16 protein-coding genes are annotated in these 14,547 nt (G+C 69.0%); 7 read left to right on the forward strand and 9 right to left on the reverse strand.

Going from position 1 to position 14,547, the window contains the following annotated elements:
• From ftsZ to VF649_RS07310, 3 genes are all read left to right on the forward strand, one after another.
• The coding region (ftsZ, locus tag VF649_RS07300; protein WP_331011302.1) for a cell division protein FtsZ at positions 1 to 1,452 on the forward strand (1,452 nt) is incomplete at its 5' end.
• 174 nt (positions 1,453 to 1,626) lie between these two features.
• Complete coding sequence (locus VF649_RS07305) at positions 1,627 to 4,074, forward strand: SPOR domain-containing protein (RefSeq protein ID WP_331011303.1); 2,448 nt, start codon at positions 1,627 to 1,629, stop codon at positions 4,072 to 4,074.
• A 64-nt stretch (positions 4,075 to 4,138) separates the two neighbouring features.
• On the forward strand, positions 4,139 to 5,302 hold the full coding sequence (locus VF649_RS07310; RefSeq protein ID WP_331011304.1) for a deoxyguanosinetriphosphate triphosphohydrolase: 1,164 nt from the start codon (positions 4,139 to 4,141) through the stop codon (positions 5,300 to 5,302).
• 7 nt (positions 5,303 to 5,309) lie between these two features.
• Here VF649_RS07310 and VF649_RS07315 read toward each other — a convergent pair whose 3' ends face one another.
• The 3 genes from VF649_RS07315 to VF649_RS07325 all read right to left on the reverse strand — a co-directional run bounded on the left by VF649_RS07315 (position 5,310) and on the right by VF649_RS07325 (position 6,775).
• Entirely contained in the window at positions 5,310 to 5,633 is a 324-nt protein-coding gene (locus VF649_RS07315; RefSeq protein WP_331011305.1) for a hypothetical protein, read from the reverse strand.
• A gap of 132 nt (positions 5,634 to 5,765) precedes the next feature.
• On the reverse strand, positions 5,766 to 6,359 hold the full coding sequence (locus VF649_RS07320; RefSeq protein WP_331011306.1) for a peptidylprolyl isomerase: 594 nt from the start codon (positions 6,357 to 6,359) through the stop codon (positions 5,766 to 5,768).
• Positions 6,356 to 6,775: a reverse transcriptase-like protein gene (locus VF649_RS07325; protein WP_331011307.1), complete on the reverse strand. Its 420-nt coding sequence runs from the start codon at positions 6,773 to 6,775 to the stop codon at positions 6,356 to 6,358. The genes VF649_RS07320 and VF649_RS07325 overlap by 4 nt, the downstream gene beginning before the upstream one ends.
• Before the next feature lie 139 nt (positions 6,776 to 6,914).
• Between VF649_RS07325 and VF649_RS07330 the strand changes: the two genes are divergently transcribed.
• Positions 6,915 to 7,604 carry an HAD family phosphatase gene (locus VF649_RS07330; RefSeq protein ID WP_331011308.1) on the forward strand — a complete coding sequence of 230 codons (690 nt, stop codon included), beginning with the start codon at positions 6,915 to 6,917 and terminating at the stop codon, positions 7,602 to 7,604.
• A 48-nt stretch (positions 7,605 to 7,652) separates the two neighbouring features.
• Here the strand turns inward: VF649_RS07330 and queG are convergent, their stop codons facing one another.
• Positions 7,653 to 8,804, reverse strand: coding sequence for a tRNA epoxyqueuosine(34) reductase QueG (gene queG, locus VF649_RS07335; RefSeq protein ID WP_331011309.1), 1,152 nt, complete (start codon positions 8,802 to 8,804; stop codon positions 7,653 to 7,655).
• A gap of 188 nt (positions 8,805 to 8,992) precedes the next feature.
• On the opposite strand from queG, the gene VF649_RS07340 reads away from it, so the two are divergent.
• The 3 genes from VF649_RS07340 to msrB are packed head-to-tail and all read left to right on the forward strand — an operon-like array spanning position 8,993 to position 11,692.
• Positions 8,993 to 9,922, forward strand: a complete 930-nt coding sequence (locus tag VF649_RS07340; RefSeq protein ID WP_331011310.1) for an ABC transporter ATP-binding protein — start codon at positions 8,993 to 8,995, stop codon at positions 9,920 to 9,922.
• Complete coding sequence (locus VF649_RS07345) at positions 9,919 to 11,142, forward strand: ABC transporter permease (RefSeq protein WP_331011311.1); 1,224 nt, start codon at positions 9,919 to 9,921, stop codon at positions 11,140 to 11,142. Before VF649_RS07340 ends, VF649_RS07345 begins: the two co-directional genes overlap by 4 nt.
• Positions 11,143 to 11,191: 49 nt before the next feature.
• Entirely contained in the window at positions 11,192 to 11,692 is a 501-nt protein-coding gene (gene msrB, locus VF649_RS07350) for a peptide-methionine (R)-S-oxide reductase MsrB (protein WP_331011312.1), read from the forward strand.
• Positions 11,693 to 11,728: 36 nt separating this feature from the next.
• Here msrB and VF649_RS07355 read toward each other — a convergent pair whose 3' ends face one another.
• From VF649_RS07355 to VF649_RS07375, 5 genes are all read right to left on the reverse strand, one after another.
• Positions 11,729 to 12,016 (reverse strand): transcriptional regulator, encoded by a 288-nt coding sequence (locus VF649_RS07355; protein WP_331011313.1) that lies wholly within the window; start codon positions 12,014 to 12,016, stop codon positions 11,729 to 11,731.
• Between the two features lies 1 nt (position 12,017).
• Positions 12,018 to 12,353, reverse strand: a complete 336-nt coding sequence (locus tag VF649_RS07360) for a type II toxin-antitoxin system RelE/ParE family toxin (protein WP_331011314.1) — start codon at positions 12,351 to 12,353, stop codon at positions 12,018 to 12,020.
• A 30-nt stretch (positions 12,354 to 12,383) separates the two neighbouring features.
• A complete protein-coding gene (locus VF649_RS07365) occupies positions 12,384 to 13,373 on the reverse strand; it encodes a carbon-nitrogen hydrolase family protein (RefSeq protein ID WP_331011315.1) in 990 nt (329 codons plus the stop codon).
• A gap of 52 nt (positions 13,374 to 13,425) precedes the next feature.
• Complete coding sequence (locus tag VF649_RS07370) at positions 13,426 to 14,229, reverse strand: LytTR family DNA-binding domain-containing protein (RefSeq protein WP_331011316.1); 804 nt, start codon at positions 14,227 to 14,229, stop codon at positions 13,426 to 13,428.
• Positions 14,226 to 14,547, reverse strand: a 322-nt coding sequence (locus tag VF649_RS07375; protein ID WP_331011317.1) for a sensor histidine kinase, incomplete at its 5' end; no start/stop codon positions are given. The genes VF649_RS07375 and VF649_RS07370, both read right to left, overlap by 4 nt.

Below are 14,547 nucleotides of genomic sequence, written 5' to 3' on the forward strand. Positions count from 1 at the left end.
GTGATCGGCGTCGGTGGCGCGGGCGGCAATGCCATCGCCAACATGATCCGTTCGGACGTGCAGGGTGTCGATTTCATCGTCGCCAACACCGATGCGCAGGCGCTGAATCACAGCACCGCCGAACGCCGGATCCAGCTGGGCCTGAAGATCACGCAGGGCCTGGGCGCGGGGTCGCGGCCGGAAATCGGGCGCGCGGCGGCCGAGGAGACGATCGAGCAACTGGAGAAGAGCCTGGACGGGGCGCATATGTGCTTCATCGCGGCGGGCATGGGCGGCGGTACCGGCACGGGCGCGGCCCCGGTGATTGCGAAGGCGGCGCGGGATCGCGGCATCCTGACCGTCGGCGTCGTGACCAAGCCGTTCAGCTTCGAAGGGAGCCGCCGGATGAAGGCGGCGGACGCGGGGATCGAGGAGCTGCAGAAGCATGTCGATACGCTGATCGTCATCCCGAACCAGAATCTGTTCCTGATCGCCAATCCGAACACGACCTTCAAGGAAGCGTTCCAGATGGCGGACGAGGTGCTGCAACAGGGCGTGCGCGGGATCACCGACCTGATGGTGATGCCGGGCCTGATCAACCTGGATTTCGCGGACGTGCGGTCCGTCATGTCCGAAATGGGCAAGGCGATGATGGGCACCGGCGAGGCCGGCGGCGACAATCGCGCGATCGAGGCGGCGGAAAAGGCGATCGCCAACCCGTTGCTGGACGGCGTCAGCATGAAGGGCGCCAAGGGCGTGATCGTATCGATCACCGGCGGCGAGGACATGCGCCTGATGGAGGTCGACGAGGCCGCGAACCACATCCGTGAACTGGTCGATCCGGATGCGAACATCATCTGGGGTTCGGCGTTCAACAACGATCTGGAGGGCAAGATCCGGGTATCGGTGGTGGCGACCGGGATCGAGGCGGAACCCGCGACGATGGCGGAACCGGCCAAGGCGTTCGCGTTCAATACGCATCGTGGCGCGCCCGCGCGCAGCGAGGCGCAGGCGCCGACCCCGGTCCTGCCGATGACGTCCGCAGCGTCCGCGCCGATCGCGGCGGCGGTGTCGATCACCCAGCCCGCCGGGCCGGCGCATGGCCAGACCGCGACGGCACCGACCGAGCCGGCGCCGACCGTTGGCCACGGCGTGCCGAGCGAGGATGAGCTGTTGCTGGGCAGCGAGACCATCCTGACGCCGCCGGTCGCCAGCAATCCGTTGCCACCGCAGCCGGGCGAACCGAGCGAGGCCGATCTGGCCGCGAGCCGTCGCTGGATGAACGAGGCCGGGCAGGCGGCGCCGTCCACCCCGGCACCGCGCGCCGGCCGCGATGGCGGCACATTGTTCGAACGCATGTCGAACATCGCACGCGGCGCCGCGAAGGTCCCGGGCGAGGAGGAGCCGGACCCGGCGCGCGGCCGTGATCCGCTCGACATCCCGCGCTTCTTGAACCGGCAGAACAACCAGTAGGGGGCGACCCCGTCGGCCGCCGATCACGGCCTCGACAGGGCGCCCGGTCAGTCGATCGGGCGCCTTTTTGACGACTGCGGGGATTCATCGAACGCCCGAAACGGCTGGTCGCGGCGACGGGCCTGGTCCCTGTCGCGTGGGGCGGCGTTGCGGCATCCAGGGAGTATGATTCCGATGCAGAGCAAGACCGCGCGCCGCTTCCTCCTGTCCCTGACCCTGCTGCTGGCGACCACGCCGCTGGCAGTGCCCGCATGGGCGCAGGCGGAGGGCAACTTTCCGTCGGGCACCTTGACGCTGGAACGGGACCCGAACGACCCGTCGACTTTGCTCAGCCGCTACCTCCGCCTGCTGTCGACCGATCCGCGCAACCTGAGTGCGTTGATCGGTGCGGGGCAGGCGGCGCTGGCGATGGGGGATGCCAATGCCGGCATCGGCTTTCTGGGGCGCGCGGAGGAAGTGGCGCCGCGCGACGGCCGGGTGAAGGCGGGGCTGGCCGCGGCGGCGGTGCAGCAGGAGCAGCCGAAGCAGGCGTTGCAGCTGTTCGATGCCGCGATCGCGGCCGGCATCCCGGTGTCGGCGATCGGGGCGGATCGCGGGTTGGCCTATGACCTGCGCGGACAGACGCGGCTGGCGCAGGCGGATTACCGCGCGGCGCTGGCGGTGAAGAAGGATGACGAAACCACCCGGCGACTGGCGCTGTCGACTGCGATTGGCGGCGACCGGGCCGCGGCGATGGCGATCCTGGATCCGTTGCTGCGGCGACAGGACAAGGCGGCGTGGCGCGCGGCGACGTTCGTACTGGCGATGACCGGCGATCCAGCGGGGGCGATCCGGCGCGCGAACCAGTTGATGATCCCGACGCAGGCGGCGGCGATGACGCCCTATCTGCAACGGCTGGGTAGCCTGACCGCGGCGGAAAAGGCGGCGGCGGTGCATTTCGGGCGGTTCCCGGCGGTGCGACCCGCCGGAACGCAGCTGGCGGCCGTGGCGCCGCGACGCGTGCCGGTTCCGCCGGCGGCGACGAACAGCGCGGCGGACCTGAACCGCGCGGCGGCACGCGGTGGCGCGCCGGTCGCGACCACGGTCGCCGCGCCAACGCCGGCGCCGGTGGCGACGCCGGTACCTACGACCGCCCCGGCAACCGACAGCGCGGCATCGTTGAACCGCGCAGTGGCCGCGACGACCGTGCCGGCCCCCGCACCGATATCCGCGCCGGCGTCGAACCCGGCGCGCCTTGCGACCGCAACCCCGACGGTGGTGGGCGCGACCGGACCGATGATGCCCGCGGGCGAGCGTACCGCGATGATGATGCCCGCCGCCGCGACCGCGCCGGCGCAGACGGTGACCGCCCCGGTGGCGAGCGCGCGGCCCCCGGTCGCCGAGTCGTTGCCGGCGGACACGGTGCGGATGGTGACGGCGGGGCCCGCGGCCAGGCCGGTGTCCGGATCGCCGTCGACACCCGCCGCCGCCCGTGCACCGGCACCCACGCCCGCCGTTGCGACCGCGATACCGCCGATGGTGGTGGCGAAGCCGGTGGTCCGCCCCGCTGCGACCGCGGCGAGGACCGGCGCGGCGCCCACCTCGCTCGTGGACCCGGGCCCGGTGTTGACGCGCGCGGAGAAGGCGAAGCTCGGGCTCCGCACCGCGGGTGATGTCCGCGTCGCCAGCCTGACCAGGACGCAGAAGGCGAGGCTGGCCGCCGTCGATACGGACGCGGTCCCCACGCTGTCGTCGGCGGAGAAGACGGCGCTGGGCATCAAGACGAAGGGCGACGTGAGCGTCGCGAGTCTGACCAAGGTGCAGAAGGCGAAGCTGGCGGCGCTGGATACGGATGCCGCAACGGTGCTGACGCCGGCCGAGAAGACGGCGCTGGGCATCAAGACCAAAGGCGATGTCAGCGTCGCGAGCCTGACCAAGGTGCAGAAGGCGAAGCTGGCGGCGCTGGATACGGACGCCGCTCCGGTGCTGACCGCGGCGGAGAAGACGGCGCTGGGCATCAAGACGAAGGGCGACGTGAGCGTCGCGAGCCTGACCAAGGTGCAGAAGGCGAAGCTGGCGGCGCCGGACATGGATGCCGCGCCGGTGCTGACCGCGGCCGAGAAGACGGCGCTGGGCATCAAGACGAAGGGCGACGTGAGCGTCGCGAGCCTGACCAAGGTGCAGAAGGCGAAGCTGGCGGCGCTGGACACGGATGCCGCGCCGGTGCTGACGGCGGCCGAGAAGAGGGCGCTGGGTATCAAGACCAGGGGCGATGTCAGCGTCGCAAGCCTGACCAAGGTGCAGAAGGCCAAGCTGGCTGACGCGGGCAAGGGCGGCAGGGCCGCGACCGCCAAGGCAGCGGCCAAGCTGCCGGAACGCCATTGGGTGCAGGTGGCGGGCGGTGCCAACAAGGCCACGCTGCCGCAGGCGTGGGGCGTCGTGAAGGCGAAATATCCCGCGCTGCTGAACGGGCGGACGCCGTACACGACGCCGCTGCGCGCCACCAACCGTTTGCTGGTCGGCCCGTTCAAGTCGGACGACGAGGCTCAGGCGTTCGTCAACAAGGCGAGCGGCGCGGGGATGAACGCGTTCACCTATACCAGCCCGGCCGGAACCGTGGTGGAGACGGTCGCATCCCGGTAGCCGCAACGGAATCGCGGCCTGGCCGGGGTCGACTTGTCATGGCGCAGCGGCCAAGGCGGGCGGCATGAGCACCGCACCATATGCCGCCGATCCGCATGCCAGCCGCGGGCGGGCGCATGCCGAGGCGGATCGCGGGACGCGCGGCGCACGCGATGCGTTCCAGCGCGACCGTGACCGCATCGTCCATTCGATCGCGTTCCGCCGCCTGCGCCACAAGACGCAGGTGTTCGTCGCGCCCGATGGCGATCATTTCCGCGTCCGCCTGACCCATAGCCTGGAAGTGGCGCAGATCGGGCGCACGATCGCGCGCGTGCTGGGGCTGAACGAGGATCTGACGGAGGCGCTGTGCCTGGCGCACGACATCGGGCATCCGCCGTTCGGCCATGCGGGGGAAGCGGCGTTGAAGGCCGCAACGCTGGACATCGGCGGGTTTGACCATAATGCGCATACGCTGCGCGTCCTGACCGCGATCGAGATGCCCTATCCGCGCTGGCCGGGTCTGAACCTGAGCTGGGAAACGCTGGAGGGGCTGGCCAAGCATAACGGGCCGGTGCGGCATCCGGGCTGGGCGCTGGCGGAAGCCGATGCGGAGATGCCGCTCGATCTGGACAGCTGGCCGAGCCTGGAGGCGCAAGTCGCCGCGATCGCGGACGACATCGCCTATGATAATCACGATATCGACGACGGATTGCGGGCGGGGCTGATCGACCTGGACGGCCTGGTGGCGCAGCCGTTGGTCGCGCCGGGCTGGGCCGCGGTGCGCGCGCGCCTGTCGGATCTGCCGCCGGAACGCTGTATCCCCGAACTGGTCCGCGAACAGATCGGGCGGATGGTGAACGACTTGATCGCGGCCAGCCAGGCGCGGATCGCGGCGGCGGCTCCGCGAAGCGCCGACGCGGTCCGCGCCGCCGGCCATGCACTGATCGGCTTTTCCGATGCGATGGCGGCGGATGAGCGCGCGTTCAAACGCTATATGTACGCCAATCTGTACCACCATCCCCACCAGCTGGCGGTGGCCGATCGCGCACAGGACGTAGTGGCGGGGCTGGCCGCGGCCTACCGCGCCGATCCGGCGCTGCTCCCCGAAGGCTGGCGCACGCGCCTGCCCGCGGAGGACCCCGCACGCGGGCGGCACATCGCCGATTTCATCGCCGGCATGACCGACCGCTACGCCATCGCCCGCTATTGCGAGGTGGTAGGGCCGGTGGAGATGCCGGAGGGGTTTTGAGGGGGCGCTATGATCCCGCGAACGGCCGGCCGAGCACCGCAATCGCCGGCTTTGCGCGCAAGAGCGGCAGATTACCCGCGCAACCGTCGGTCCAGTATGTCCGGCCCACCCGCTTCAGATAGACTAGATAACGCTGCCGATCGGTCAGTTCGGCCCGGCATGTCGTCGTCTCGCTACGCACGGCGATGATGCCCGAAAGGCGTGCCTTCCAGCTGCCGGATACGCGCAGCCGGTAGCTCCGGACGCCGGTGTCGCGATCGTCGACACCCATCACCTCGGCGACGACGATTGCATCCGCCGCGCGTGCAGGAGCCGCGGGTTTGCGAGCCACGCACCGGCAGGCGTCCGCCGCCGCAGGAGTCAGGAGTCGATGATGTCCACGTGCGCCGGTATCGGTTGCACCATGGTGAACACCTGGTCTGGATCGGTGATCCGCGACGCTGCGTCGACAGATGGCTCCGCGTCACCCCACGCGGGCGGTGCCGGTGATGCGGATGGGGTTGGTGATCATCTGGTTGCGCATGCCTTCATAGCCGGAATGCTTCGTCGTGGGGGCGGCGAGGATGCGGCGGACGGTGGGCATGCCGGCGACGACCTGGCCGAAGGCGGCGTAGCCGGGATCCTTGCCGTGGGCGTCGTAGGTGGGCATCGCGCCGATCGTGATGAAGAAATCGCCGGTCGCGCTGCCCGGTTTCTCGCGCGACATCGAGATGGTGCCGGTGACGTGGCGGAGGCCGGTGCGGCTGGTGGGTTCGTGCGCGATCGGCGGCAGGACGCGGGGAAAGCCGTTGCGGGTGCCGCCCTGGATCAGCCCGCGGTCGCCGCGCCCGACCCGGCTGGCGCGGTAGAAGGCGGTGCCGACCAGCCGCTTCTCATCGATGTAGCGCAGGAAATTGGCGGTCGTAATCGGCGCGTGGCGACGGTCGAGCGCGAGCGTGATCGACCCGACCGTGGTGTCGAGCCGGACCAGCACCTTCCCCGCCGTCGCCGTGCCTGCGGTCGCCCCGGGCGCGACGGCCAGCGCAGCGAGCGCGAGCAGCAGCGCGCGGCGGATCATGCGCCGATCTCCGCCCGGTGGGCGTCGGCGGCCTCCGCGGCCAGCGCGCGTTCCAGGGCGATACCGGCCAGGTTGCTGGTGCGCCCTGTGTGGCGGATCCGCAGCCGGGTGAAGCTGCCCTTCAGCGCGTCGAAGCGGGCAAGGTGGACGCGCAGGTCCGGGCTGCGGCATTTGGCGGTGCCATTGGCCTGACCCACCACCAGCATCGAATCGCCGAGCAGCACGAGATCGGTCGCGCCGAGCCGCTTGCCAACCTCCATCGCGTGCAGCAGCGCCAGCCATTCGGCATCGCTGTTGCTGCCGCGGCCGACATCGGTTTCGACATAGGCGATGCCGCGGGTGACCGCGGCGACCGACATCCGGCCCGGATTGGGGCGGCAACCGCCGTCGAAGAAGAGTTTGAGGGGTGTGGACATGGTGGTGCGGGGTCTCGGCTGCGGGGAGACGGCCGGTGTAGCGGCGGCGGGCGCGTTTGGGGAGGGGCGTCGATCGGCTTGCCTGCCGCGGAATGCCGGCTAGTAAGGCGCGACTCCCTGGCCGCGGACCCCCTTGATCATGACCCCATCCTTCCTGCCCGACCCGCTGGACGCGGTGATCTTCGACATGGACGGGACGCTGCTGGATACCGAGCGGTTGCATCATGAAGCGATGGGCGCGGCGGCGGGGGCGCTGGGATATCGGATCGACGCGGCGCTGTTCGCAGAACTGGTGGGGGTGCACCGCGACCGCAACCGCGTGACCCTGATCGAACGGCTGGGCGCGGAGTTCCCGATCGAGCCTTTCTACGCCGACGCCGATGCGCGCTTCGAAGGGCTGGCGGCGGCGGGGGTGCCGTTGCGGCCGGGGGTGATCGGTCTGCTGGATCACCTTCGCAGCGAAGGCGTGCCGCGTGCGATCGCGACCTCCACCGCCAGCCCGGCGGCGGAGGCGTTCCTGATGGCGGCGGGATTGATCGACCATTTCGACGTGGTGGTGACGCGCAGCGACGTGGCGAACCCGAAACCGGCGCCCGACCCCTATCTGCTGGCGGCGGAGCGGCTGGGCGTGCGGCCGGCGCACTGTCTGGCGGTGGAGGATTCTCCGAACGGCATCCGCGCGGCGGCGGCGGCCGGCATGGCCACGATCATGGTGCCCGACCTGCTGCCCGCGACGGATGCGACGCGCGCGCTGACGGTGGCGACGCTGGCGAGTTTGACGGACATCCTGGATGCGATGATCGCGCAGAAGCGACGGGTTCCGGGATAGGTCCGGTCTGCGGCGGGAGTTCACCCGACCTGGCCGGGCGCACCCGGTTCAGCGTTGATCGGGCGCATTCGGACGCATCGGTGACATCTCCGCACCAGTCCATTCGCTGCGGACGTCGGGATCGGTTTCCAGTGGCAGTCGGGTGCGGCATTCCGCCGCGAAGCGCCCTTGGTCGAGCCGCCCGAGCGCCCAGATCGCGGCACCGCGGACGATGGGCGCCGGATCGTCCAACAGCGCCAGCAACTGCGGCACGGTGCGGGCGTCGCCATTGCCGGCCACGATGGCGGCGTTGCGGACCATGCGGTCGCGGCCGATGCGCTTGATGGGGGAGCCGGAGAAGACCTGGCGAAAGGCGGCGTCATCGAGCTGGAGGATGTCGGCGACCTCGGGCGCGGCCAATTCGGCGCGGGCGGCGAAGGCACGGTTGGCGGCGGCGGTGGCGGCGAACTTGTTCCAGGGGCAGACCGCAAGGCAATCGTCGCAGCCATAGAGGCGGTTGCCGATCGCGGCACGGAATTCGCGCGGAATCGGCCCCTTCGCCTCGATCGTCAGATAGGAGATGCAGCGGCGGGCATCGAGCCGATAGGGCGCCGGGAAGGCATCGGTCGGGCAGGCGCGCTGGCACGCGTCGCAGCGGCCGCAGGTGTCGCGCGCGGGCGCATCGGGCGCAAGATCGAGCGTGGTCATGATCGCGCCGAGCAGCAGCCAGCTGCCGTCGCTGCGGCTGACGAGGTTGGTGTGCTTGCCCTGCCAGCCAAGGCCGGCGGCCTCCGCCAGCGGTTTTTCCATGACCGGGGCGGTATCGACAAAGACCTTGAGATCGCCGCCGCCGGCCGCGACCAGCCAGCGCGCAAGCGCTTTCAGCGCCTTCTTGACGATGTCGTGATAGTCCTGGCCCCGGGCATAGGCGCTGATCCGGCCGATCTGACTTTCCGCCTCCAGCGCGCGCGGGTCGACCGGGGGGGCGTAGCTCATGCCGAGCATCACGACGCTGCGCACCTGCGGCCAGAGCGCAGCGGGCGTGCCGCGCTGCTCCGCGCGGTCCGCCATCCAGAGCATGTCGCCATGCGCGCCATCGGCCAGCCAGGCGGCCAGCCGGGCCGCGGTGCGCGGCGTGGCATCGGCCCGCGCGATACCGCAGGCCGCGAAGCCGAGCGCGGCGGCTTCCTGTTTCAGGCGGGTTTCGAGCGTGTCGGACACCGCCGGGATGTGGCTGGGATGCGGGGCGCGGTAAAGGGGTTGGTGGCGGTTTGTGACGCCGGGGGCCGTCTTCCAAGATCCGTTCGGTTCGAGCTTGTCGAGAACGGCTTGCCGGCGCAAGGTTTTGGGGCTGGGTTCTCGACAGGCTCGAACCGGACGGGTTCAGGAAAAGGGTAGGCAAGGACGAGATGAACGCGATCGAGGCCGAAGGGCTGATCAAGCGGTTCGGGGGCAAGCGTGCGGTGGACGGGGTGTCGCTGCGCGTGCCGGCGGGCGCCATCTTTGGCGTGCTGGGGCCGAACGGCGCGGGCAAGACGACGACGCTGCGCATGTTGCTGGGGATCATCGATCCGGATGCTGGGACCCGGACGTTGCTGGGCGAGGCGCGGCCGATCCGCGCGGCGCACCGCGTCGGATATCTGCCCGAGGAACGCGGGCTGTACCCGGCGATGACCGCGCGCGAGGCGATCGCGTTCATGGGCGCGCTGCGCGGGTTGCCGATCAAGGAGGGCCGGATGCGAGCCGACGCGTTGCTGGCGGAGGCGGGACTGGGCGAGAGCGCGGGCAAGCCGGTCCGGACGCTGTCCAAGGGCATGGCGCAGACGGTGCAGTTGCTGGGCACCATCGTCCACCGCCCGCGGCTGATCGTGCTGGACGAGCCGTTTTCCGGGCTGGATGCGCTGAACCAGGGGCGGCTGGAAGACCTGATCCGCGCGCAGGCGGCGGACGGGGTGACGGTGCTGTTCTCCACCCACGTCATCGCGCATGCCGAGCGATTGTGTGAACGGATCGCGATCATCGCGGGTGGCAAGGTGCGGTTCGACGGCAGCGTGGCGGAGGCGCGTGGACGGCTGCGCCCGCAGGTGCGACTGGGGACGCGGGCGCGGGACGGCGCGTGGCGTGCGGCCCTGCCGCCGGATGCGCGGTCGGATGGCGGGGAATGGAGCTTCGCGCTGCCCGAAAGCGGGGTCGAGCCGCTGTTGAAGGCGCTGATCGACGGCGGGGCGGGGATCGAGACGCTGGCGATCGAGCGGCCGGGGCTGCATGATGCGTTCGTCGCGATCGCCGGCGCGGAGGCCGCGGCCGAACTGAATCGCCCGGTGGAGACGGTGGCATGAGGGCGATGCTGCGCGCCGCGCTGGTGATCGCCCGCCGCGATTATGTCGCGACGGTCTTTTCCAAGACATTCCTGATGTTCCTGCTGTTCCCGCTGCTGCCGGTGGTGGCGGGCGTCGGGTTCGGCGCGCTGGGCGCCAGCCAGGACCGCGAGACGTTGCGCCCGGCGGTCGCGATCGTGGCCGGGCCGGATCAGATGGCGGCGATCGGGCATGCCGCCGCCCGGCTGCGCCACCGGCTGGGCGATCGATCGCTGCCGCGCCTGCGACTGCTGGCGCCGGCGGTGGATGCGAAGCGGCAGGTGCGGATGCTGCTGGCCGGGCGCAACCGGGTGGTGGTGGCGGTGCTGACCGGCGGGCTGGATGCGCCGGTGCTGACCGGCAGCCGCGGCGGCATCGATTCGGTGCGCGACGACATCGGGCTGATCGTGGATACCGCGCGCACGCTGCGCACGCTGGGCGACCGCATGTCGGCGCCGGCAGTGGTGATGGAGCGGGCGGTCGGCCGCGCGGAGGGGACCGATGCCGCCGGGCGTACGCTGATCGCGCGCGGGGCGCAGGTGCTGCTGATGTTCCTGGCGATGATCCTGGCGAGCATGCTGTTGTCAAACCTGGTGGAGGAGAAATCGAACAAGGTGATCGAGGTGCTGGCGGCGGCGGTGCCGGTCGATGCGATCTTCCTGGGCAAGCTGTTCGCGATGCTGGCCATGTCGTTCACCGGCATCCTGGTATGGGGCGGCGCGGGTGTCACCATGCTGTCGCTGGCGGCGGCGCATGGCGGCTGGCCGGCAATCCCGGCACCGGCGGTCGGTTGGCCGGTCTTCGCGGTGCTGGGTCTCGCCTATTTCACCACCTTGTTCCTGTTGCTGGGCGGGCTGTTCCTGGGGATCGGCGGGCAGGCGGCGTCCGCGCGCGAGGTGCAGATGCTGTCCCTGCCGGTGACGATGGGGCAGATGGGGATGCTGGCATTCGCATCGGCGACGCTGGCGACACCGCATACGCCGATGGGGATCGCGGCGGCGCTGTTCCCCTGGAGCAGCCCGTTCGCGATGTTGGCGCGCGCGGCGCAGGGCCCGGTGCTGTGGCCGCATGTTCTGGCGATCCTGTGGCAGTTGCTATGGGTCGCGCTGGTGGTGCGGATCGCGGCCGGGCTTTTCCGGCGCAGCGTGCTGAAATCCGGTGGTGGCTGGTCGTGGGCCCGGATGTTTCGGCGGGGGGTGTAACCCGCGCGCGGGCGCTTACGTATCCTGATGGAAACCAAGAGGATCGACGATGGACGCGACACGACGCGGATTTCTGGGCGTGGCCGGGCTGGGCCTGGGCGGGGCGATCGGCCTGTTCGGGCTGAACGGGTTCGGGACCGCCGCGCCGCGCGGGGATTTCCCGTTCAAGCTGAGCGATGCGCAGTGGCGCCAGCGGCTGACCCCCGCGGCGTACCGTGTCCTGCGGCAGGAGGGGACGGAGACGCCGTTTACCAGCCCGCTCAACGACGAGCATCGGGCGGGCACGTTCCAGTGCGCGGGCTGCGCCCTGCCGCTGTTCTCGTCACGGACCAAGTTCGACAGCGGCACCGGCTGGCCGAGCTTCTGGCAGCCGTTGAAGGGTGCGGTCGGGACCACGACCGACCGGACGCTGGGCATGAGCCGCACCGAAGTCCATTGTGCGCGCTGCGGCGGGCATCAGGGGCATGTGTTCGAGGACGGACCCAAGCCCACCGGCCTGCGCTATTGCATGAACGGGGTGGCGATGAAGTTCGTGGCGGGGCGGGCGTGAGGGGTGTAGGGCTCGACCTGCCTCGATGACCGGAGATCAGACGCGCTGCACCAGTCGTTCGATCGTTTCCGGTTCGGCTCCGATCAGTGACAGCAATATCCGCGCTGGCGCATCGGGTTGGCTGCGGCGCTGCTCCCAATCGCGCAACGTCCCCACCGGTAGCCGGTACGCGCGCGCAAACTGATCCTGCGTCTTGCCCGTACGCTTGCGGATGGCGGCCACGTCGAGGGGTGCGGCCAGCTGGCCCCGGTCCGGCTCACCCTTGGCATGGGCGATGGCGTCCTCCAGGCCTGCCATCATCATGTTGAACGCGCGCTTTGCCATGTCAGCCTCCCAGACTGTCCGTGAGTAGTTTGACGGCCTTGCTGAACGTGTTCTGCTCGGCCTTGGTGAGGTTGGATTTCAGGTTCTTCGGGAACACCGTCAGCAGGAACACGGGCACATCCAGCCCTGAGAAATAGGTGATGACCCTGTACCCGCCGGACTTGCCGCCACCCGGCCGCGCCACCCGCAATTTTCTGGCACCGCCACACCCCGGCATGATCTCTCCGGCTTCCGGGTTGGCGGCGATCAAGTCTACCACCGCCTGCTGCTCCTGAGCACTCATGCCCGCGGCCTTTGCTGCAGAGAGATAGGCGTTGGTTTCAATGACCGACTGCATAACCGCGGTATACGGTTTACCCGTAGTTTGTCAAGCTTGGATGTGCCTTTTGCCGAGGCGGTATTGAAGTCCGGATCGGCGAGAAGCAGCTGCTTTCCGCGCCGGATCTCGTTCATAGCGCCGGGCTGAGAGGTCCTGAGCTACGGGCCAGACTGGCGCGTACCAAGGCATGGGAACCGACCACTGCCCCTGAGGTAATGCTAAGGCTTCCGCCGAGCGACGCCCCAACAGGACTGTGGCGTCGATGGTGCCTTCCTCGGACGCGAGCATCGCCACGATTTTTCCCGACCCATCTACGATCGAGGACGCGCCGGGGAAGGTGGTTCTCAGCGAGCCGAGCCGTCCCGGCAGAGGCGAGACAAGCGTACCGCATAGGTTTGACATGATGACGGGTACACCGAGCATCAATGCACGACGCTGCGCCAACGTCTTCAACATCGTGTCAAAGGCATCCGCACCACGTTGGCCGATTGGCCAATCAACAGGCGGTGTAGCAGCTGCGGTCGGTTGTAGCAGCAGGTCGATGGAGGATGCGGCGCGCGCGCGGACATGTTTGCCGAGGTAGTTTTCATAGCAGATGCCAACGCCGATCCGGCCGATTGACGTTTCAATGACATGCGGGCCGGCATGACCGCGATAATAGCGCGCCTCTATCCACGCCGGATCGGTTTTCCGAAAGGTTCCAGCAATCTTGCCCTCGGGCGTGGCGAGCAGGAAGGTGTTGTAGAAATCGGCGCCATTCGCCTCCAAAAGGGTTGTTCCTAAGTGGATGCGATACCGCATTGCAGTATCAAGCAGCCAAGTTGTAATCCGGCCACCAATTGGCTCCGCAGTTTCCCAAATATCCGGTGCGATGCGGTACCCAGTCGCCATCAGCTCTGGCAGCAGGACAAGCGCTGCTCCTGCATCAACTGCTTTCGCCACAGCCACCGCGGCGCTACCGAGATTTTTGCTTACCGCGCCGGGGCGGCTTGCCATCTGAACGGCGGCGACGTGGAGCGGCTTGTCGGTAACACTCACCCGGTCAACCTAGCACATGGGCCCCGCAAGAAACCAAGGTCTTGTGCTGCGCTTAGTGCACGAAGCGCGCCACCACGTCGCGGTAGCTGCGGCTGACCTTGACCTGCGCGCCGGAGCCGAGGACCAGGAAGCATTCGCCATTGGTATGCGGCTTCACTTCCTTGACCAGATCGAGATTGACGATGGTCGAGCGGTGGACGCGCTGGAAGCGGCGGGGGTCCAGCCGCTTTTCGAGATCCTTCATGGTTTCGCGCAGGATCAGCGTGTTGTCGCCGGTATAGATGCACATATAATCGCCGGCGGCGTCGATGCGTTCGATCGTGTCGACATCGACGCGGAAAATCTGCCCGCGGTCCTTGATGTTGATCAGCTTTTCGAAGCGATTGGCGGCGGGCGCCTCGCTGCTGCCGTCGATCATGGCCCCGATCGAGTCCGGCGCGACTTCGGCCAGCACTTCCTTGAGCCGGCCGGCTTCCTCCTGCCCGCGGCGGGCGGCCAGGCGCTGGCGCACGCGGTCTAGCGTGTCGGCCAGGCGGTCGGTTTCCACCGGCTTCATCAGATAGTCGACGGCGTCTGCCTCGAACGCGCGCAAGGCGTGGTCCATATAGGCGGTGACGAACACGAACAGCGGCGGTTCGACCTCCATCAGCCCCTGGATCACCGAGAAACCGTCGAATCCGGGCATCTGGACGTCGAGGAACACGAGGTCGGGCTTGTGGGTCTTGATGGCGCGGATCGCTTCGCGCCCGTTGCTGCACGTCTCGATGATCTCGACGTCGCCATGCGGTTCGAGGCGGAGTTGCAGCCCCTGGATCGCGAGGGATTCGTCGTCGACGAGGATGGTGCGGATCGTCATGCAGATTCCTTGAATAACTCAGGCCGGAAGGGAATTTCGATCAGGACGGTGAACCCTCCTTCCGGATTCGTTTGAATATCGAAGCGCTGGTCCGCGCCATAGGCTTGCGCCAGCCGGTCGCGAATGTTCGCCAGACCGACGCCTGTCGAAGAGGTGGCGCGCGGCACGGCCTCGTTCAACCCCGGTCCGGTGTCGGACACGCGGATCTGGATCCGGCCGTGCACCATCCGCGCCTCCACCGCGATGTCGGCGCCCTCCTCCTTCGGCGTGACGGCATATTTGATCGCGTTTTCAACCAGCGGTTGCAGCAGCAGCGAG

The sequence above is a fragment of the Sphingomonas sp. genome (assembly GCF_036387535.1).
Taxonomy (GTDB): domain Bacteria; phylum Pseudomonadota; class Alphaproteobacteria; order Sphingomonadales; family Sphingomonadaceae; genus Sphingomonas_R.

Coding starts and splice junctions, on each gene's coding strand:
- VF649_RS07305 (WP_331011303.1), top strand. CDS start 1,627: ATGCAGAGCAAGACCGCGCGCCGCTTCCTCCTGTCCCTGACCCTGCTG.
- VF649_RS07310 (WP_331011304.1), top strand. CDS start 4,139: ATGAGCACCGCACCATATGCCGCCGATCCGCATGCCAGCCGCGGGCGG.
- VF649_RS07320 (WP_331011306.1), bottom strand. CDS start 6,359: ATGATCCGCCGCGCGCTGCTGCTCGCGCTCGCTGCGCTGGCCGTCGCG.
- VF649_RS07325 (WP_331011307.1), bottom strand. CDS start 6,775: ATGTCCACACCCCTCAAACTCTTCTTCGACGGCGGTTGCCGCCCCAAT.
- VF649_RS07330 (WP_331011308.1), top strand. CDS start 6,915: ATGACCCCATCCTTCCTGCCCGACCCGCTGGACGCGGTGATCTTCGAC.
- VF649_RS07340 (WP_331011310.1), top strand. CDS start 8,993: ATGAACGCGATCGAGGCCGAAGGGCTGATCAAGCGGTTCGGGGGCAAG.
- VF649_RS07345 (WP_331011311.1), top strand. CDS start 9,919: ATGAGGGCGATGCTGCGCGCCGCGCTGGTGATCGCCCGCCGCGATTAT.
- msrB (WP_331011312.1), top strand. CDS start 11,192: ATGGACGCGACACGACGCGGATTTCTGGGCGTGGCCGGGCTGGGCCTG.
- VF649_RS07355 (WP_331011313.1), bottom strand. CDS start 12,016: ATGGCAAAGCGCGCGTTCAACATGATGATGGCAGGCCTGGAGGACGCC.
- VF649_RS07360 (WP_331011314.1), bottom strand. CDS start 12,353: ATGCAGTCGGTCATTGAAACCAACGCCTATCTCTCTGCAGCAAAGGCC.
- VF649_RS07370 (WP_331011316.1), bottom strand. CDS start 14,229: ATGACGATCCGCACCATCCTCGTCGACGACGAATCCCTCGCGATCCAG.